This is a genomic window from Pseudomonas sp. MWU13-2100, from assembly GCF_023242365.1.
Taxonomy (GTDB): domain Bacteria; phylum Pseudomonadota; class Gammaproteobacteria; order Pseudomonadales; family Pseudomonadaceae; genus Aquipseudomonas.
In genome coordinates this window covers 24,023-41,573 of record NZ_JALLIX010000036.1, presented here as the reverse complement: position 1 = coordinate 41,573, position 17,551 = coordinate 24,023, and the positions used below count along the sequence as shown (strand labels likewise).

Sequence of the window (17,551 nt, the reverse complement as noted above, 5' to 3'; positions counted from 1 at the left end):
CAAGCGCTCTAATGGACGCCGGCGCTAGAGTGTCGGCTATCCCTGCGAAAGGAATCCCCCGATGCGCGTCATTTTCTTCAGCAGCCAGACCTATGACCGGGACAGTTTCCTCGCCCTCCCGGGTGTCAACGACCTCGAACTGCATTTCCAGCCGGCGCGGCTGAGCCTGGATACAGCGCCCCTGGCCCATCGGCATGAAGTGGTCTGCGCCTTTATCAATGACGACCTGAGCGCGCCGGTACTGGAAGCACTGGCCGCCGCCGGCACCCGACTGATCGCCCTGCGCTCGGCGGGCTACAACCATGTCGACCTCGGCGCCGCCGCGCGCCTGGGGCTGTGCGTGGTCCGTGTCCCGGCCTACTCGCCCCATGCGGTGGCCGAACATGCCGTCGCCCTGGTCCTGGCCCTCAATCGGCGCCTGCACCGGGCCTACAACCGCACCCGCGAGGGCGACTTCAGCCTGCATGGCCTGACCGGCTTCGACCTGGTGGGCAAAACCGTCGGCGTGGTCGGCACCGGGCAGATCGGCGCGACATTCGCCCGGATCATGGCCGGTTTCGGCTGCCAACTGCTGGCCTACGACCCCTTTCCCAACCCCGAACTGCTGGCCCTCGGCGCCCGCTACCTGAGCCTGCCGGAACTGCTGGCGCAGTCGCGGATCATCAGCCTGCACTGCCCGCTGACCGCCAGCACCCATCACCTGGTCAACCGTGACAGCCTCGCCCACCTGCAACCGGGGGCGATGCTGATCAACACCGGGCGCGGCGGCCTGGTGGACACCCCGGCGCTGATCGACGCCCTCAAGGACGGCCAATTGGGCTATCTGGGCCTGGATGTCTACGAGGAAGAGGCCCAGGTGTTCTTCGAGGACCGTTCCGACCTGCCACTGCAGGACGATGTGCTGGCGCGCCTGCTGACCTTTCCCAATGTGATCGTCACCGCCCACCAGGCCTTTCTGACCCACGAGGCACTGGCGGCGATTGCCGCGACCACCCTGGACAATATCCGCGCCTGGGGTGCCGGTACTGCGCAAAACCAGGTCAACGGCTAAAGCAGCGCTGGCCGGGTCACGTCCTGATCGACAGCCCTCACCGGATCGAAGGTCGCACGCCGCCGCCATTTGCGCGGCGTCTGCGTGCTAGCATACCGGCCATATTTGGAGGACCCATGGTCGAACACGATTTCCGCTACAGCCTGATGAACCCGCAACATACCCTGACCGAATGCCGCGCCCTGGTGCCGGGACGTTATCAGGTCACCGGCAACGGTGGCTCGATCCGCGCCGACGATGTCCTGCTGGTGACACTCAAGGGCAGCAAGGACTTGTCCATGCGCCTGACCGTGGATACCGTTCGCCATCTGATCAATCCGCCGGGCCAGTGGGTCGCGGTCGCCAAGGGGCCGGTCTTCGGCGAACTGGCGATCCACCAGTGGCAGGTCAACTGCGACCGTTGCGCCAAGGAACTGAACTTCGAATTCGCGGTGGACGCCAAGCTCGGTAACTCCGCGCAGAAACCAGCCGCCACGGCGCGTATCACCGAGTTGGGCTGGACGACACAGGGCGAGAAACATGTGTGCCCGAAATGCCAGGAGGCAAAGTAATGAAACGTGCGGTGATGCTGGGAATACTGGGGGCAGGCCTGTACGGCTGCGCCGGCGAACAGGTGCAATTGCAGCAGGATCACAGCTACGCGCTGGAGTGGATCGGCGAACGGCCGCTGATCGACAACAGCCATCTGACCATCACCCTCGGTGACGATGGCCGGGCCTATGGCAACGGCGGCTGCAACCACTGGTTCGCGCCCTACACCCTGGACGGCGCGAACCTGAGCTTCGGCAAGGTCGGCAGCACCCGCAAGCTCTGTGCACCGGCCTTGATGGAGCAGGAAAAACGCTTCCTCCAGGCGCTGGAGAATGTCCAGCGCTGGGATATCTCGCCCATCGAGCAGGTGCGTTTCTGGCCGCAGGAAGGCAAGCCGCTGCGGCTGTGGTCGGAAGAGGGCTGAGGTTCAGCCACGTAAGGCTTTGAGCTTGGCCAAGACGCCAGCCGCGGTCTGCTCACCCATCAACTGCTCGCGAACCTTGCCCTTGTCGTCGATGATGTAGGTCACCGGCAAGGCTTCGCTGCGCGGCAGGTCGAAGAAGTCCGCCGGGTCCTGGGCCAGCACCGTGAAACGGATGCCCAGGGTTTCGCCGGCCTTGCGCAGGTCATCGCCCTGCAAACCGTCGAAATTCACCCCGAACACTTCCACCGGCTGCCCCTTGAGCTGCTCGGAGAGCTTGTTCAGCTCCGGAATCTCGGTACGGCACGGACCACACCACTCGGCCCAGTAGTTGACTACCTTCCACTGCTTGTCCAGGCGCTCGGACGCGACCTTCTGGCCGTTCTGGTCGACGCCGTAATCGTTGCCGCAACCGCTCAGCAGCAACGCCCCCATCATCGCCAATGCGGCGGCCAATCGCCTTGCCATGTGCACAATCCCCCATCAATTGAGTCATCGACTGCGACCCTTTACCTCTCAAGGTTCAGGAGCACCCGTCAGAGAGGTAGAATACCCGCCACCTTACGCAAGATGCGACCCGCACATGACCGATCTGACGCTTTATCACAACCCGCGCTGCTCGAAATCCCGCGGTGCGCTGGAACTGCTCCAGGCCCGTGGCCTCACGCCCACCGTCGTACACTATCTGGAAACCCCGCTGAACGCCGCGCAACTCAAGGCGTTGCTGGGCAAGCTCGGCATCGGTGCGCGGCAATTGCTGCGCACCGGCGAGGAGGAGTACAAGCAGTTGAACCTGGCCGACAGCCAGCTCAGCGAAGAACAGCTGATCGCCGCCATCGCCGGACACCCCAGGCTGATGGAGCGGCCGATCCTGGTGGCCGGTGACAAGGCGGTCATCGGCCGGCCGGCGGAAAATGTGCTGGAGATCCTGCCGTGAGTTCGCCTTACGTTCTGGTGTTGTTCTACAGCCGTAACGGCTCCACCCGCGAAATGGCCCGGCAGATTGCCCGTGGCGTCGAGCAGGCCGGACTGGAAGCGCGCCTGCGCACCGTACCGGCGATTTCCAGCCAGTGCGAAGCCGTGGCGCCAGAGATTCCCGAGGAAGGCGCGCTGTATGCCAGCCTCGACGACCTGAAGCACTGCGCGGCCCTGGCCATGGGCAGCCCGACCCGCTTCGGCAATATGGCGGCGCCGCTGAAGTACTTTATCGACGGCACCAGCAACCTGTGGCTGACCGGTGCCCTGGTGGGCAAGCCGGCCGGGGTCTTCACCTCGACGTCGAGTCTGCATGGGGGCCAGGAAAGCACCTTGTTGTCGATGCTGCTGCCGCTGTTGCACCATGGCATGCTGGTCACCGGCCTGCCCTATAGCGAGTCGGCGCTGCTGGACACCCGCGGTGGCGGTACGCCCTATGGCGCCAGTCACCATACCGGGGTCGACGGCAAACGCGCATTGGACGAACATGAAATCGCCCTGTGCCGGGCACTCGGCCTACGCCTGGCGAAGACCGCCCTGAACCTGGAGAACGGCCGTGGCTAGGAAGCCCAAGGTGTTGCCGTCCCAGGCCTGGCTGGAACCGCGCGTGCGCTGGAGCCGCGGCCTGGCGCTGGCCTGTTTTCTCGCAATGATGGTCTTTCTGAGTGTCTATTACCTGGTGTTCGCCGACCTGCACGGTGCGCGGCCCTGGGTGATCCTGTCGATCGAACTGGTGCCGCTGCTGCTCCTGCTGCCGGGGATGTTGCTGGGCAGCGCGCGCGGACACTCGTTCACCTGCTATGTGGTGAACCTGTACTTCATCAAGGGGGCGTTGGCGGCGTTCGATCCCAATCGGCAACTGTTCGGTGTGCTGGAGATGACCGCGAGCGTGGCGGTGTTCTGCAGCGCAATGGTCTATGTGCGCTGGCGTCATCAGTTGAATCGGCGGTTGGCCGGGGAAGGCCAAGCGTAGCAGTGACTGCACCAAGTGAGGACCTGTGGCGAGTGAGTACCGGTGGCGAGCGGGCTTGCCCGCGTTCGGCTGCGAAGCAGCCGTAAAATCAGACACCTCGCTCCACCTGATACACCGCAACCAGCGGTTCTAGGGCCGCTTCGCGCCCCAGCGCGGGCAAGCCCGCTCGCCACCGGTACTCGCTCGCCATGCAAGTCCAGCGTCTCAATGATTGGTGGTATAGGCCAACATCATCGACAGCTGGCACATCGGCCGGCCGCTTTCGGCATGCCACTGGTTGAAGGCGTCCTGCACGATCGCCAGGTCACGCAGGCTGGTGGGCACCTTGTCGACGATCTTCTGCGCATTCAGCGCCGCCACCACATCATAGGTCGGAACGAAAGTGTCCTTGCCGACCATTCGCAGGAAACGCGGCGCCGACAGCCCGCCCAATTGATGGCCATGCTTGGCCAGGTACTTCCACAATCCGGTGATTTCAGTGACCGGCCAATCTGCGATCAACGCACCGAAGCTGCCCTTCTCCCTGGCCACGTCCAGCACCATCTGCGCATTGCGCGGCACGCTCTTGAGCTTGCCCAGGTGACGAATGATCCGCGCATCCTGCATCAGGCGCTCCAGATGCTCGGCGCCCATCAACACCACTTTTTCCGGATCGAAGCCAAAAAATACCTGCTCGAACACCGGCCACTTGGCATCCACCAGGCTGTGCTTGAGGCCGGCGCGAAAGACCCGCAAGGCGATCATCGACAGATAACGGTCGTCCGCCAGTTCACGCAATTGCCGTGGACTGGCCGGTACCGGTAATTCAGCCTCCAGCGCGGCGGCCGAACCAAAGCGGTTCAGGCAGTACTCATGCAACCACTTGTAGTCACGCATTCAGAGGTTCACTACGTTGACGAAGCGCGATGCGGCGGTCTCATCGATTCGAAGGTGGGTAAAGTCGAACAGGTTGCGGTCGGCCAGTTGCGACGGCACAACGTTCTGCAAGCCACGGAAGATGCTTTCGGTACGCCCGGGGTTCTTGCGTTCCCACTCCTGGAGCATGTCCTTGACCACCTGGCGTTGCAGGTTTTCCTGGGAGCCACAGAGGTTGCAGGGAATGATCGGGAATTGCTTGAGGTCCGAGTAGGCCTGGATGTCCTTCTCGCTGCAATAGGCCAGCGGCCGGATCACCACGTTGCGCCCGTCGTCGGCCCGCAGCTTGGGCGGCATGGCCTTGAGCGAGCCGTTGTAGAACATATTGAGGAAAAAGGTTTCGACGATATCGTCGCGGTGATGCCCGAGGGCCATCTTGGTCGCGCCGATCTCGTCGGCGAAGGTGTACAGCGTGCCGCGACGCAGGCGCGAGCACAGGGAACAGGTGGTCTTGCCTTCGGGTATCAGTTCCTTGACCACCGAGTAGGTGTCCTTCTCGACGATGTGATACTCCACGCCCAGTTCCTTAAGGTAGGCGGGCAGCACATGCTCGGGGAAACCGGGCTGCTTCTGGTCCATGTTCACGGCGACGATGTCGAACTTGATCGGTGCCACTTTCTGCAAGTGCATCAGAACGTCGAGCATGGTGTAGCTGTCCTTGCCGCCGGACAGGCAGACCATGACCTTGTCACCCTCTTCAATCATGTTGAAGTCGGCGATCGCCTCACCCGCTTGCCGGCGCAGGCGTTTCTGCAGTTTGTTCTGATTGACCGAAAGAGTGCCCATAGCTCTTGCCTTAACCCTTGAAATCCGCGCGAGGTGTGTCGAAAAGCCGATTATTTTACGCATAAACCCACGGTAGGCGAAGACTCCGTGGCGGGAGGATTGCTTGTGTGGGAGCTGCTTGTGTGGGAGCGGTGCTTGCCCGCGAAGAGGCCCTTGAGAACGCTAAAAGCTTCGCGGGCAAGCACCGCTCCCACAGGTTCCATATGCCTCCACAGGTTCCATATGCCCCCATAGGTTCCATATGCTCCACAGGTTCCACAGGTTCCACAGGTTCACAAGTCCAGAAAACAAATACGACAATGCGATTACAGCCCCACCCGACAGTTCGATTTGCTCTAAAGCGAACCTCTCCCACTCCCTATACTGCGACATAAGGTCGCATACAAATCCAGACCTGACTTCGGCCACTTGGCCCGCAGGCGCTCCACCGGGGGGCGATGGCAATAACAAAAGGAGTGACTGGCATGATCCATCACGTAGTCGGACTGTTCACCCACCCCGATCAGGAGTGGCGACAAATCCGTGGCGACGCCGAGGAAAGCATCGGCCACATGTACCTCACCCACACTCTGATCCTGGCTGCCATCCCGGCCATTTCGGCCTTCATCGGCACCACTCGGATCGGCTGGGTCATCGGCAACCGCGCGCCGGTGATGCTGACCCAGGACAGCGCCATCTGGATGACCCTGATGTCCTATATCGCCATGCTCGGCGGCGTGGCGGTGATGGGCGCGTTCATCCATTGGATGGCCCGCACCTATGACGCCAACCCGAGCCTGGCCCGTTGCGTGGCCTTCGCCACCTACACCGCCACACCACTGTTCATCGGCGGCCTTGCGGCGCTCTACCCGCATATGTGGCTGGGGATGATCGTCGGCACGGCAGCCATCTGCTACACCGTCTATCTGCTGTACGTCGGCCTGCCGACCTTCATGAACATCCCTTCGGACGAAGGGTTCCTGTTCTCCAGCTCTGTCCTGGCCGTCGGCCTGGTGGTGCTGGTGGCGATCATGGCTTTTACCGTGATTGTCTGGGGCCTGGGCGTCGGCCCGGTGTACACCAACTGAATAAAACAAAGCCATAACTGCCAACACAGGCCGCCGCAAGGCGGCCTTTTAATGCCTCATGACCATTCGGCGCCTGGCGGATTCGGAAATCCCCGGGTTTACGGCATACTCGACGTCTCTGGAGATCCGTACAGCATGCCCGAGCAACTCAAGACCCGCGTCGAAGACTGTTTCCAACAAGCCGAATCCTTTTTCAAACGACCTTTCAAGCGTCCGCTGGTCAGCCTCAAGTTACGCGGCCAGAAAGCCGGCGTGGCGCACTTGCATGAAAACCTGCTGCGCTTCAACCCGCAGCTGTACCGGGAAAACAGCGAAGACTTCCTCAAGCAGACCGTGGCCCACGAGGTGGCGCACCTGATTGCCCACCAGTTGTTCGGCGGACACATCCAGCCCCATGGCGAGGAGTGGCAGTTGATCATGCGCGGGGTCTACGAATTGCCGCCCAATCGCTGCCACACCTATGAAGTCCAGCGCCGCCGGGTGACGCGCTATATCTACCGCTGCCCGTGCGCCGACAGCGACTTTGCGTTTTCCGGCCAGCGTCATCGGCTGGTGAGCGAGGGGCGGCGTTATCTGTGCCGGCGCTGCCGAAGTACGTTGGTGTTCAGCGGCGAAATGCGAGTGGAGTAAGCTTTCCAAGTGATGGTGGCCTTGCGGGCCCTTTCGCGGCAGTGCGGCGATCCGACAAACTCCGCTCCCACAAGGCTCCTGGGTGAATCCGGACGTTGTGTACGACCGGGAACCTGTGGGAGCGGAGCTTGCCCGCGAAAGCCATGGGACAGACGCCAGTGCATCAGACTATGACCCCCGCCTCTCGCAACACCGCTATCCGCTCTTCGCTATACCCCAGTTCGCGTAAAACCTCATCACCATGTTCGCCCAACCGTGCGCCAATATGCCTGGGCGCCGGCAAGCCCTGGGAAAACTTCAACGGACAGGCCATCTGCGCCTGCGTACTACCATTCCCTCGAGGCACCTGCACCACCACCTCCCGGGCTCGCAACTGTGGATGCTCAACCGCCTCGCCCAGGCTTAGCACCGGCTCGACGCAGGCATCCCACCCGGCAAACAACGCGCACAGCTCGTCGAAATCACGCTTTTCAAACTCGATTTGCAACGCCTGCTTCAACGCCTGTTGCGCCTCAGGCTCGGACGAAAACCCTTGGGCCGTCAGCTCCGCCCGCCCCAAGGCCTCGCACAACTGCCGCAGAAACGCCGGTTCCAGGCTGCCCACGGCAAACCAGCGCCCATCCCGGCTCCGGTAATAGTCGTAGAAACTGCCGCCATTGAGCATCTGTCCCTCGGCCACGGGCGCTACCCCGCAAGCGAGGAAACCGGCCCCGGCCATGGCGTTCAGGCTGAAGGCACCGTCGGTCATGCTGACATCGACATACTGCCCCAACCCCGTCTGCTGCCGGGCGATTACCGCCGCCAGCAGGCCGACCACGCCATACAGCGAACCGCCCGCCACATCCGCCACCTGCATCGCCAGGGGCAGCGGCCCGCCCTCCCGACGCCCGGTGTAGCTGGCCAGCCCCGACAACGCCAGGTAGTTGATGTCATGGCCGGCACGATCGCGGTAGGGGCCGGTCTGGCCGTAGCCGGTGATCGACACGTAGATCAAGCGCGGGTTGATCGCCTTCAGGGCTTCATAGCCCAGGCCCAGCCGGTCCATCACCCCGGGGCGAAACTGCTCCAGGAGGATGTCATGCTCGCGCACCAGCTCATGGATCAGCACCACAGCCGCGGTCTGCTTCAAGTCCAGGGCCAGGCTGCGCTTGTTGCGGTTGAGCCAGGCATGACTGGCGGAAACGTCGCCGTCGTGGGGCGGCCATACCCGCAACAGGTCCGGGCGCACGGGTGACTCGATACGCAACACCTCGGCGCCCATGTCCGCCAGCAACAGCGAGGCGAACGGTCCCGGCAGCAATGTCGAGAAATCCAGTACCTTGAGTGACGCCAGCGGACCGTGCATGGGCTTTCCTTCTTCCAGATCGACAGGCTCCAGGGTAGGCAGCCCACCCTCCGGCGGCAAGCCCCAACGTTCAGCGCTCCGGACATAACTGCCCAGGCATAAAAAAACCCATCCGAAGATGGGTTTTCATGGCCGCTAAAGCTTACTTGACGCTTGGCGCCGAGCCTTCAGCCACGCCCAGGTCGTCCTGTGCGCGTTCGTCTTCAATACCACGAGCGCCGGAAGCCAGTTCGGTGTGCAGTTTGTCTTCGTCCAGCTCCTTGACCCACTTGGCCACCACCAGGGTCGCCACGGCGTTGCCCACCAGGTTGGTCAGGGCACGGGCTTCGGACATGAAGCGGTCGATACCGAGGATCAGTGCCAGACCGGCCACCGGCAGGTGACCTACAGCCGACAAGGTCGCCGCCAGGACGATGAAGCCACTACCGGTCACGCCTGCGGCACCTTTGGAGGACAGCAGCAGCACCAGCAACAGGGTGATCTGGTGGGTGATGTCCATGTGGGTGTCGGTCGCCTGGGCGATGAACACGGCCGCCATGGTCAGGTAGATCGAGGTACCGTCGAGGTTGAAGGAGTAACCGGTCGGGATCACCAGACCGACGACCGATTTCTTCGCGCCCAGGCGTTCCATCTTGATCAGCATGCGTGGCAGGGCCGATTCCGAAGAGGAAGTACCCAGTACGATCAGCATCTCTTCACGGATGTAGCGGACCAGTTTCAACACGCTGAAGCCGTGGGCACGGCAGATGGCGCCCAGCACCACCACCACGAACAGGATGCAGGTGATGTAGAAGCAGATCATCAACTGACCGAGTTGCACCAGGGAGCTCACACCGTAGGCACCGATGGTGAACGCCATGGCACCCAGCGCGCCCAGTGGCGCCAGTTTCATGATCATGTTGATGATGTTGAACATCACGTGGGCGAAACGATCGATGAAGTCCAGCAGTGGCTTGCCGTAGGCACCCAGGCGATGCAAGGCGAAACCGAAGATCACCGAGAACATCAGCACTTGCAGGATATCGCCGTTGGCGAAGGCACCGACGATGGTGTTCGGGATCACGTTCAGGATAAAGCTGACGACGCTCTGGTCTGCGCCAGCAGTGACGTAGGCCGCGACTTTCGAAGCGTCCAGGGTCGCCACGTCGATGTGCATGCCGGCGCCCGGCTGGATGACGTTGACCACTACCAGGCCGATCAGCAAGGCGATGGTCGATACCACTTCGAAGTACATCAGCGCATAACCGCCGGTCTTGCCGACCGCTTTCATGCTCTGCATGCCGGCGATGCCGCTGACGACGGTGCAGAAGATGATCGGGGCGATGACCATTTTGATCAGCTTGATGAAGCCGTCACCCAGTGGCTTGAGGGCCACGGCGGTATGTGGGTAGAAATGGCCAAGCAGGATGCCGATAGCGATGGCTACGACCACCTGAAAATACAGGGATTTGTACAGGGGCTGACGAGTCGTCATTGCAAAGTTCCTCAAGAGATCACACGCCCGTTATCCATCAGCGGCCATGGGACCTGAAGCACGAACCCTCCTGCACCGGAGGGATTTTTGTTTTTTATCGAACTGCGTGGGGCAGACCACTTAACCCTTCGCAAGGCCCGTGCCACTTTTGCGAAATAGCGGCTAAGCCTTTAGCCATCATGGCTGACGGGGTTTATCGCGCTATCCCCTTACAGCATAGATGGCGGTTTTCCGCCCATCCACCCCAAAGCACCCGAGGATTTGGCGGATATCCGCCTTGTTCCTGCGCCATTTCCATGACTAACATCGATCACCCAATGGACGGAACCACCCCATGCGTGAACGCAGCATCGCCAGCCACTTCGCCCGCGCCGCCCTGGAAGGCGCGCGTCGGCAAGGTCACGACTGTGCACCGCTGCTGCAACGCCTGGGCATCGCCGCGCAGTGGCTCGACGAACCGCGGGCACGCCTGGCGCCAGAGCAGTTCACCCAGCTGTTGCAAGGACTCTGGCTGGAACTGGACGACGAATACCTGGGGTTCGGCCAGGTCCGCTGCCGGCGCGGTACCTTCGCCATGATGATGCATGCGCTGATTCATTGTCCGACCCTGGAAAAGGCCCTGAGCCGTGGCCTGCGGTTCTACAGCCTGTTCCCCGACGCGCCCCGCCTGCAGCTCAGCCGCGAAGGCGACTGCGCGCGCCTGAGCCTGGACACCTCGAACCTGTGGGACCCGGATCACTTTCTCAGCGAATGCCTGCTGGTGGTCTGGCACCGCCTGGGCAGTTGGCTGATCGGCCAACGCATTCGCCTGCTCGAGGCCAGTTTCGGCTACCCGAGGCCCGACCACGCCAGTGAATACGACCTGTTGTTTCCTTGCCCCCTGAGCTTCGACGCCGCCACCAGCAGCCTGCTGTTCAGCAGCCGTCACCTGGGCATGCCGTTGCAGCAGGACGAGCGCACCCTCAAACAGTTCCTCGGCCGCGCCCCCGCCGACCTGCTGGCCCGCCCCGACGATGGCGACAGCCTGAGCAGCCAGTTGCGGCGCCTGCTCAGCCGGGATGCCAGTCGCTGGCCGGACCTGGAAGCCGTCGCCCAGCACTTGCACATCAGCCCGCAGACCCTGCGGCGGCACCTGCGCGAGGAAGGCACGAGTTTTCAGGAACTCAAGGATCAACTGCGGCGGGACATCGCCATCTACCATCTGGGCCGTAGCGAACGGTCATTGCAACAGATCGCCGAACAGCTTGGTTTTTCCGAGCCCTCGGCCTTTCACCGGGCGTTCAAGAAGTGGACCGGCCTGACCCCCGGAGCCTATCGCGCCCAGGAACTGTAGAGATGGGCCCGGCGGTTATTGCGGCGGGAAATGAATGCGGAACGAGGCGCCCCCCAGGGTCGAATCCCCCAGGGTCATCTCAGCGTCATAGCTCTGGATAATGTCCTGAACCACCGCCAAGCCGATGCCCTGCCCCGGATGCTGACGGTCCAGGCGCTCGCCGCGCTGCAGCACCCGCGCACGCTGGTCGGGCGGTACTCCTGGCCCATCGTCCTCGACATACACTTCGATCCCCTGCAACCCCCGGCGCAGGCTGACCCGCACCTGGCCCAGGCACAAGCGGTAGGCGTTTTCCAGCAGGTTGCCCAACAGTTCCAGCAACGCGCCCTGCTCGATCGGTACATGGCTGAACTGCGGCACATCGATCTCGACCACGACCTGCTTGTCGCGATAGACCTTGTCCAGGGTGCTGCACAGGCTGTCGAGCACCGGGCGCAGTTCGACCTGATGCCGGACCAGTCCGCTCTTGCGTAAACTGGCGCGCTGCAACTGGTAGCTGATCTGCTGGTTCATCCGTTCGATCTGGCTCTGCAGGACCCGGGCCTGATCGCGATCCTGGGGCCGCTGCGCCATGCCCTCGCTGACCCCTTGCAGGACCGCCAGGGGTGTTTTCAGGCTGTGGGCCAGATCGTCGAGGGAGTCGCGATAGCGGCTGCGCTGCTCACGCTCGCTGCGCAACAGGCGGTTGAGGGAGCCCGTCAGGCGTAGCAATTCCCGTGGATGTTCCTCGCTGAGGCTTTCCAACTCACCGTTCTCGATCTGGTCCAGTTCCTGGCTCAACCGCCGTAGCGCGCGCAGGCCCCAGGTCAGGCCGAGCCAGAGCAGGGCCAGCAGCACGGACAAAGCCGCGCCGAAGCCCAGGTAGAGCTTTTCCCGCAGGCCGGCCAGGGTCATGTTGTATTCGCGCATCGGTTGCAGGGCGACAAAACTGTAGGCGGCGCTCTTGCCGCCGAGCAACTTGACCTCGACGTCGTAGACGAAGAATTCGTTACCGTTGTCCTCGCGGATTTTCGCGAATTCGTTGCCGCGCCCGTCATACCGCGGGCGGTAATTGATGTGTTCTTCCTGGGTCGCCCGCGAGCGCCAGACCAGGCGCCCCTCGCGGTCGAAGATATAACCCAGCAGGCGGCTGTCGGGTAGATTGAATCTCTCGTCGGGCAGCAGTTCGGGCATCTGCAGCTTCTGTTTTTCGATGCGCGCCGCGGAAATCAGCGTGGTCACGTCCGAAGCCAGGCGTTGCTCGATGGAGTCCTGCAATGCCAGGCTGAACGCCCCCTGCATCGCCGGCAACAAGGCCAGCATGAACAATATCGCCAGGATGGTGGCGGCCAGCATCAGCCGCACCCGTAGCGAACGAATCACCGGCAGCGCTCGTTGAACAGGTAGCCCAGGCCTCGCACGGTATCGATCGGCTTGAACCCGACCGGCCCTTCCAGCTTGCGCCGCAAGCGCCCGACCAGCACTTCGATCACATTCGGATCACGCTCGTCATCGTCCGGGTACAGCTGTTCCATCAGGCGGTCCTTGGCCACCACCTGCTGGTGGTGACGCATCAGGTATTCGAGAATCCGGTATTCGTAGGCGGTCAGGGCCAGGGGCTGGTCGTCGAGGGAGGCCTGTTTGCGATTGAGGTCCAGCAGCAGGGGCCCGGCGGTAATGGTCGACTGGGTGAAACCGCTGGAACGCCGCAGCAAGGCATTCATCCGCGCTTCCAGTTCCTCGAACTGGAAGGGTTTGACCAGATAGTCATCGGCACCGGCGGCCAGGCCTTCGACCTTGTCCTGCCAGTTGCCGCGCGCGGTGAGGATCAGGATCGGGAAAACCTTGCCGCGCGAGCGCAGTTGACGGATCAGGTCCAGACCGCCCATGCCCGGCAGGCCGAGATCGATCACCGCCAGGTCATGATGGAACTGCTCGGTCTGGTACAGTGCCTCTTCGGCATTGCCCACCGCCTCGACCACATGGCCACTGTCGCTCAAGCGGGTCTGCAAGTGATGGCGCAACAACGCCTCGTCTTCTACCACCAGCAATTTCATAGTGTTCTCCCAACGCTACCGGCATCGCTTCGCCCGTAACGGTAACTCAGTTCTGCCAAAGTGTTTCATGAAAGACACGGCCGACCAGCCGGCAGCAGATTCACGCATCATCATTGATACAGAGTAAACAAGCAGCCCTGAACTCCCCCTGAACACATTTGGATGGACAAGGGAATCGGATCTGGAAAGCGCCGCCGCAACCCGGCAAAATGCCCGATATGAACGACCTCCCCGCCCTGCCCGTTTGCTGCACGCCCCTCGACGCCCACTGGCCGTTGCCCGAGGCGCTGGCACACTGCGTCTTGCTCAGCACCCGGTTCAGCCCGTCGCAGCTCGCAGTAGACGACTTCCAACGTAGCCGCATCGACCCGCCGGCGAGCATTCAACGCTCGGTGGCCAAGCGCCAGGCCGAGTTTCTCGCCGGGCGCCTCTGCGCCCGCGCCGCCCTGCGGCAACTGGACGGTACCGACTGCGTTCCGGCCATCGGTGAAGACCGTGCGCCGATCTGGCCGGCGCATATTACCGGTTCCATCACCCACGGCACCGGCCGGGCCGCCGCCATCGTCGCACCCAAACGCCACTGGCAAGGCCTGGGCATGGACCTGGAAGACCTGCTGAGCGCCGAGCGGGCCGAGCGGCTGGCTGGTGAAATCCTCATCCCGGCGGAGATGCAGCGCCTGGCCACGGGCCCAGCCGAACAGCTCGCCCTGCTGGTGACCCTGACCTTCTCGGTCAAGGAAAGCCTGTTCAAGGCGCTCTACCCGCTGGTGCGCAAACGCTTTTACTTCGAACACGCCGAGGTGCTGGAGTGGGATATCAGTGGGCAGGTACGCCTGCGCCTGCTGACCGACCTGTCCAGTGAGTGGTGCCATGGCACGCAACTGCAGGCGCAGTTCGGTCTGCATGACGGGCAATTGCTGAGCCTGGTCGCCGTCCCGGCGTGAACCGCCGTGTCAGGCCTTGTCCTGATAACGCGGCCAGCTCAGGCTGAAACACGCGCCATCGAGCAACTGGCTCTTGCCGATCAGCGCCCGCCCCCCGTGCCAGTGAATGATCCGCCGCACGATGGACAACCCCAGGCCGTGCCCGCCCGACGCCCGGGTCCGGCTGTCATCCAGGCGCATGAACGGCGTGAAGATCCGCTCCCAGGCACTTTCCGGCACCCCGGGGCCGTCGTCCTCGACATCCACCCGGCAACGCAACGGCCCGACCTGGTAGCTGATGCAGACCTGCGACTGCGCGTGGCGCATCGCATTGCTGACCAGGTTCTGCAGGGCCCGATGCAAGTAACGCGGTTCGGCCTCGACCCAGACCTCGTCCCCCGAGGCTTGCGCAAAGCACTGCCCGCGCGTCACCCGCACCTCCACCCGCAACGGCGCCAGTTCGCCGATCACCTGGTCAACCAGAGCACTGAGGTCGATCCGCTGGAAATTCAGCGCCGGAGTGCCCTGCTCCAGGCGAGCGTAGGTGAGCATCTCGTCCACCAGCCGGTCGAGGTCCTGGATATCACCGTCCATGCCCTCCATATATTTGTGCCGCGCCTCGGGCGTCTGCGCATCGCCAATCATTTCCAGGCCGAACCGCAGGCGTGCCACCGGGGTACGCAGCTCATGGGACACCGCCCGCACCAGCTCGCGCTGGATCATCAGCGAGCGCTGCAGGTGTTCGGCCATGCCATTGAACGCCGCGGCCAAGCGTCCGATGGAATCCGCGCCACCGGCCGGCACGCGGGTTTCCAGGTTGCCCTGGGCCAGCCGCGTGGCCGCCGACTCCAGCCCACGCAGGCGCCGCTCCAGCTGTCGCACCAGCAGGTAGACGATCAGGCCGATCAGGCTCAAGCCGAGCACGGCAATCAATACCAGCCATTGCGCGGGATAGGGATTCATCTGATACAGCGGGCCGATTTCCAGGACCCAGGGCGTACCGGACAACCCGGCAAACACCCGGATCGAATCGCCGCCCTTGCCCAGGGCCATGACCGTGTCGCCTTCGCTGATCCGCCGACGCTGGTCCGCATCCATATCGGCCTGGTCCAGGGTGACCAGCTTCATGTCGAAGCCAAAGCCCTTGTCACGCTTGAGCGCCGCCAGGCGTGCCGGCTGCTCGGCATCCGGGTAGCGCACCAGCTCGTCGGCCAACAGGTAGATGGTCGCCCGGGCCAGTTGCTCACTGATTTGCTGGACCTCCCCGGTCAAGACCAACGGCTCCGGGTCACTGACCAATCGATAGATCTTCGCCGCATAAGGCCCGGTCTGTTCCACCAGGGCCTGGCCGCGCAGAACCCGGGTACGCTGGCCGAGATCCAGGTGCGCATCGGCCAGCGGCTGCAAGGCCAGCGGAATCCCCAGCAGACGCTCCCACACCGCCAGGGCCCGGCGGCGCTCGATCTCGTTCATCGGCCGCAGGTTGTCGGCCATCAGCGAGAATGTGCCATGGGCCAGGCGCTCGCGATATTGCTCGCCGCGCACCTGGTTGAGCAGGTGCAGGGCCAGCACCCCGAGCAACGCCACCAGCACCAGCGCGGCGCACATGCCGCCATAGATGCGCAGGAAGATCGAGTTCACGACGGCAGGTCTGCGCACGCTTCGGGGACGAACAGATAACCTTTGCTGCGAATGGTCTTGATCAGCCGCGGGTGTTCGGGGTCGTCGCCGATTTTCGGGCGAATACGCGAAATACGCACATCAATGGAGCGGTCCTGGCCGTCATAACCGATACCGCGCAAGGCGGTGAAGATTTCCTCGCGAGAAAGGATCCGCCCGGCATTCGCCACCAGCAGCCAGAGCAGATCGAACTCGGCACTGGTCAGTTCGATCCCAACACCGCTCAGCCAGGCCTCGCGCAAGGCATTGTCGATCAGCAGCGGGCCGAACTGCAGGCGCCGGACCTTTTCCTCGGCCGTGCCCTGCAGCGGCTCGCCGCGCCGCAGCAACGCACGGATCCGCGCCAGCAACAGGCGCGGGCGCACCGGCTTGCAGACATAGTCGTCGGCCCCGAGGTCCAGTCCCTGGATCTGGTCGAGGTCGTCGGTGCGCGCGGTCAGCATCAGGATCACCCCGTCATAGCGCTCGCGCACCTTGCGGCAGATGCTCAGGCCATCCTCGCCGGGCAGCATCAGATCAAGAATCACCAGGTCGGGCTGCTCGGCGATGATCCGCGCGGCGGCCCGGGCACCATTACCCTCGATGGCGACCCGCAGGCCATTGCTCTGCAGGTACTCACGGGTCAACTCGGCCAGCCGCTGGTCATCCTCGACTATCAATACCTGCCAGGCTTGCTCCACGGGGCGACCTCTGCGTGTCAATGTTCAGCATTGAAAGAATCCACCCGTCTTTTTGTCATGATTTTGGGGGATATAGAAAGGGTAAGGCCGGCCGATTGTAGCAACGACACGGTCATCGCACACACGTCTGGATTGGCGCTCGGTCATGGGCTTTTTTTGTGATAGGGTTCGCGCCCGCAAAAATCCGCGGACAAGGTTGGCGGCGGTAAAAAACAATGACCGGTGGCGCAATCCCGGCCTGCCGCGGCCTACACGAGTTTTCAAGCTTTCATACACAAATTACGCACAGATTTATCCACAGGCAGCACGTTGCAATCAGCCCCCAAAACGCATTATCTTGTATCTCGGCAGCAAAAAAACCCAACATGTAGGGTTTTCGCCCAAAATCCCCAACCACATTTCGCGTCAGGAACTCAAGCTCTTTTCTTGCCTGCGCGGGGTTGAACTAAACACCGATTTGAAAGCCCAAACCGCATACGCGGATGGCAGCCGTTCTTCCTTCTTGCGCGGGAAAACGGTACGGGTGTTGCAGGACAAAGCTGTCACCCATCAGGAATACTGCTTCGGGGCAACGACCCGCAGCGTTGAAAACTTCGGCATGGAAGCGGCGCCCGAAAGCCCTCTTCCTCTGTCCCGAAGTGGTTATGCCCGACATCGTTCGGTTGTAGTGCTTCAGGACAGAACGGTGGGCACCTTCATGGTGCCCAAACAAACATAGAGAACGTGGAGAC

20 protein-coding genes are annotated in these 17,551 nt (G+C 62.7%); 11 read left to right on the top strand and 9 right to left on the bottom strand.

Annotated features, from left to right (window positions below; translation table 11 throughout):
* Positions 1–61 precede the first annotated feature (61 nt).
* From M5B99_RS22110 to M5B99_RS22100, 3 genes are all read left to right on the top strand, one after another.
* Entirely contained in the window at positions 62–1,051 is a 990-nt protein-coding gene (locus M5B99_RS22110) for a 2-hydroxyacid dehydrogenase (protein WP_248805987.1), read from the top strand.
* A gap of 116 nt (positions 1,052–1,167) precedes the next feature.
* The gene (locus M5B99_RS22105; protein WP_248805986.1) at positions 1,168–1,602 is read left to right on the top strand and encodes a hypothetical protein; all 435 of its coding nucleotides are present in this window, start codon (positions 1,168–1,170) and stop codon (positions 1,600–1,602) included.
* Positions 1,602–2,006 (top strand): META domain-containing protein, encoded by a 405-nt coding sequence (locus M5B99_RS22100; RefSeq protein WP_248805985.1) that lies wholly within the window; start codon positions 1,602–1,604, stop codon positions 2,004–2,006. The genes M5B99_RS22105 and M5B99_RS22100 overlap by 1 nt, the downstream gene beginning before the upstream one ends.
* 3 nt (positions 2,007–2,009) lie before the next feature.
* Here the strand turns inward: M5B99_RS22100 and M5B99_RS22095 are convergent, their stop codons facing one another.
* On the bottom strand, positions 2,010–2,471 hold the full coding sequence (locus M5B99_RS22095; RefSeq protein WP_248805984.1) for a TlpA family protein disulfide reductase: 462 nt from the start codon (positions 2,469–2,471) through the stop codon (positions 2,010–2,012).
* Between the two features lie 115 nt (positions 2,472–2,586).
* Between M5B99_RS22095 and arsC the strand changes: the two genes are divergently transcribed.
* The 3 genes from arsC to M5B99_RS22080 are packed head-to-tail and all read left to right on the top strand — an operon-like array spanning position 2,587 to position 3,951.
* Positions 2,587–2,940, top strand: a complete 354-nt coding sequence (gene arsC, locus M5B99_RS22090) for an arsenate reductase (glutaredoxin) (RefSeq protein ID WP_248805983.1) — start codon at positions 2,587–2,589, stop codon at positions 2,938–2,940.
* Complete coding sequence (gene wrbA, locus M5B99_RS22085; protein WP_248805982.1) at positions 2,937–3,542, top strand: NAD(P)H:quinone oxidoreductase; 606 nt, start codon at positions 2,937–2,939, stop codon at positions 3,540–3,542. The genes arsC and wrbA overlap by 4 nt, the downstream gene beginning before the upstream one ends.
* Positions 3,535–3,951 carry a DUF2069 domain-containing protein gene (locus M5B99_RS22080; RefSeq protein WP_248805981.1) on the top strand — a complete coding sequence of 139 codons (417 nt, stop codon included), beginning with the start codon at positions 3,535–3,537 and terminating at the stop codon, positions 3,949–3,951. Before wrbA ends, M5B99_RS22080 begins: the two co-directional genes overlap by 8 nt.
* A 204-nt stretch (positions 3,952–4,155) precedes the next feature.
* Here M5B99_RS22080 and M5B99_RS22075 read toward each other — a convergent pair whose 3' ends face one another.
* Both M5B99_RS22075 and ttcA read right to left on the bottom strand, forming a co-directional pair.
* Positions 4,156–4,827: a DNA-3-methyladenine glycosylase I gene (locus M5B99_RS22075; RefSeq protein WP_248805980.1), complete on the bottom strand. Its 672-nt coding sequence runs from the start codon at positions 4,825–4,827 to the stop codon at positions 4,156–4,158.
* A complete protein-coding gene (gene ttcA / locus M5B99_RS22070; protein WP_248805979.1) occupies positions 4,828–5,652 on the bottom strand; it encodes a tRNA 2-thiocytidine(32) synthetase TtcA in 825 nt (274 codons plus the stop codon).
* A 464-nt stretch (positions 5,653–6,116) separates the two neighbouring features.
* Here ttcA and M5B99_RS22065 point away from each other — a divergent pair, with 464 nt between their 5' ends.
* Both M5B99_RS22065 and M5B99_RS22060 read left to right on the top strand, forming a co-directional pair.
* A complete protein-coding gene (locus M5B99_RS22065; protein WP_100944199.1) occupies positions 6,117–6,719 on the top strand; it encodes a Yip1 family protein in 603 nt (200 codons plus the stop codon).
* Positions 6,720–6,854: 135 nt separating this feature from the next.
* Positions 6,855–7,349 carry a SprT family zinc-dependent metalloprotease gene (locus M5B99_RS22060; RefSeq protein ID WP_248805978.1) on the top strand — a complete coding sequence of 165 codons (495 nt, stop codon included), beginning with the start codon at positions 6,855–6,857 and terminating at the stop codon, positions 7,347–7,349.
* 163 nt (positions 7,350–7,512) lie between these two features.
* On the opposite strand, the gene M5B99_RS22055 is transcribed toward M5B99_RS22060, so the two are convergent.
* Both M5B99_RS22055 and M5B99_RS22050 read right to left on the bottom strand, forming a co-directional pair.
* Entirely contained in the window at positions 7,513–8,694 is a 1,182-nt protein-coding gene (locus M5B99_RS22055) for a CaiB/BaiF CoA transferase family protein (RefSeq protein WP_248805977.1), read from the bottom strand.
* A 142-nt stretch (positions 8,695–8,836) separates the two neighbouring features.
* Positions 8,837–10,168 carry a dicarboxylate/amino acid:cation symporter gene (locus M5B99_RS22050; protein ID WP_248805976.1) on the bottom strand — a complete coding sequence of 444 codons (1,332 nt, stop codon included), beginning with the start codon at positions 10,166–10,168 and terminating at the stop codon, positions 8,837–8,839.
* Between the two features lie 334 nt (positions 10,169–10,502).
* On the opposite strand from M5B99_RS22050, the gene M5B99_RS22045 reads away from it, so the two are divergent.
* Positions 10,503–11,501, top strand: a complete 999-nt coding sequence (locus M5B99_RS22045) for an AraC family transcriptional regulator (RefSeq protein WP_248805975.1) — start codon at positions 10,503–10,505, stop codon at positions 11,499–11,501.
* A 15-nt stretch (positions 11,502–11,516) separates the two neighbouring features.
* Here M5B99_RS22045 and M5B99_RS22040 read toward each other — a convergent pair whose 3' ends face one another.
* Together M5B99_RS22040 and M5B99_RS22035 are read right to left on the bottom strand one after the other, a co-directional pair.
* A complete protein-coding gene (locus M5B99_RS22040) occupies positions 11,517–12,863 on the bottom strand; it encodes an ATP-binding protein (RefSeq protein WP_248805974.1) in 1,347 nt (448 codons plus the stop codon).
* Positions 12,860–13,537 (bottom strand): response regulator, encoded by a 678-nt coding sequence (locus M5B99_RS22035; RefSeq protein WP_100944205.1) that lies wholly within the window; start codon positions 13,535–13,537, stop codon positions 12,860–12,862. Before M5B99_RS22035 ends, M5B99_RS22040 begins: the two co-directional genes overlap by 4 nt.
* A gap of 218 nt (positions 13,538–13,755) precedes the next feature.
* Between M5B99_RS22035 and M5B99_RS22030 the strand changes: the two genes are divergently transcribed.
* Complete coding sequence (locus tag M5B99_RS22030) at positions 13,756–14,481, top strand: 4'-phosphopantetheinyl transferase family protein (RefSeq protein WP_248805973.1); 726 nt, start codon at positions 13,756–13,758, stop codon at positions 14,479–14,481.
* A gap of 9 nt (positions 14,482–14,490) precedes the next feature.
* Here M5B99_RS22030 and M5B99_RS22025 read toward each other — a convergent pair whose 3' ends face one another.
* Positions 14,491–16,101, bottom strand: a complete 1,611-nt coding sequence (locus M5B99_RS22025) for an ATP-binding protein (RefSeq protein ID WP_248805972.1) — start codon at positions 16,099–16,101, stop codon at positions 14,491–14,493.
* Entirely contained in the window at positions 16,098–16,820 is a 723-nt protein-coding gene (locus tag M5B99_RS22020) for a response regulator (protein WP_248805971.1), read from the bottom strand. Before M5B99_RS22020 ends, M5B99_RS22025 begins: the two co-directional genes overlap by 4 nt.
* 145 nt (positions 16,821–16,965) lie before the next feature.
* Between M5B99_RS22020 and M5B99_RS22015 the strand changes: the two genes are divergently transcribed.
* A complete protein-coding gene (locus M5B99_RS22015; RefSeq protein WP_248805970.1) occupies positions 16,966–17,538 on the top strand; it encodes a hypothetical protein in 573 nt (190 codons plus the stop codon).
* Positions 17,539–17,551 lie beyond the last annotated feature (13 nt).

Excerpts from the sequence above, each read along its gene's own strand:
- M5B99_RS22110 (WP_248805987.1), top strand. The coding sequence starts at position 62 with ATGCGCGTCATTTTCTTCAGCAGCCAGACCTATGACCGGGACAGTTTC.
- M5B99_RS22105 (WP_248805986.1), top strand. The coding sequence starts at position 1,168 with ATGGTCGAACACGATTTCCGCTACAGCCTGATGAACCCGCAACATACC.
- M5B99_RS22100 (WP_248805985.1), top strand. The coding sequence starts at position 1,602 with ATGAAACGTGCGGTGATGCTGGGAATACTGGGGGCAGGCCTGTACGGC.
- M5B99_RS22095 (WP_248805984.1), bottom strand. The coding sequence starts at position 2,471 with ATGGCAAGGCGATTGGCCGCCGCATTGGCGATGATGGGGGCGTTGCTG.
- arsC (WP_248805983.1), top strand. The coding sequence starts at position 2,587 with ATGACCGATCTGACGCTTTATCACAACCCGCGCTGCTCGAAATCCCGC.
- M5B99_RS22075 (WP_248805980.1), bottom strand. The coding sequence starts at position 4,827 with ATGCGTGACTACAAGTGGTTGCATGAGTACTGCCTGAACCGCTTTGGT.
- ttcA (WP_248805979.1), bottom strand. The coding sequence starts at position 5,652 with ATGGGCACTCTTTCGGTCAATCAGAACAAACTGCAGAAACGCCTGCGC.
- M5B99_RS22065 (WP_100944199.1), top strand. The coding sequence starts at position 6,117 with ATGATCCATCACGTAGTCGGACTGTTCACCCACCCCGATCAGGAGTGG.
- M5B99_RS22060 (WP_248805978.1), top strand. The coding sequence starts at position 6,855 with ATGCCCGAGCAACTCAAGACCCGCGTCGAAGACTGTTTCCAACAAGCC.
- M5B99_RS22055 (WP_248805977.1), bottom strand. The coding sequence starts at position 8,694 with ATGCACGGTCCGCTGGCGTCACTCAAGGTACTGGATTTCTCGACATTG.
- M5B99_RS22050 (WP_248805976.1), bottom strand. The coding sequence starts at position 10,168 with ATGACGACTCGTCAGCCCCTGTACAAATCCCTGTATTTTCAGGTGGTC.
- M5B99_RS22045 (WP_248805975.1), top strand. The coding sequence starts at position 10,503 with ATGCGTGAACGCAGCATCGCCAGCCACTTCGCCCGCGCCGCCCTGGAA.
- M5B99_RS22035 (WP_100944205.1), bottom strand. The coding sequence starts at position 13,537 with ATGAAATTGCTGGTGGTAGAAGACGAGGCGTTGTTGCGCCATCACTTG.
- M5B99_RS22030 (WP_248805973.1), top strand. The coding sequence starts at position 13,756 with ATGAACGACCTCCCCGCCCTGCCCGTTTGCTGCACGCCCCTCGACGCC.
- M5B99_RS22015 (WP_248805970.1), top strand. The coding sequence starts at position 16,966 with ATGGGCTTTTTTTGTGATAGGGTTCGCGCCCGCAAAAATCCGCGGACA.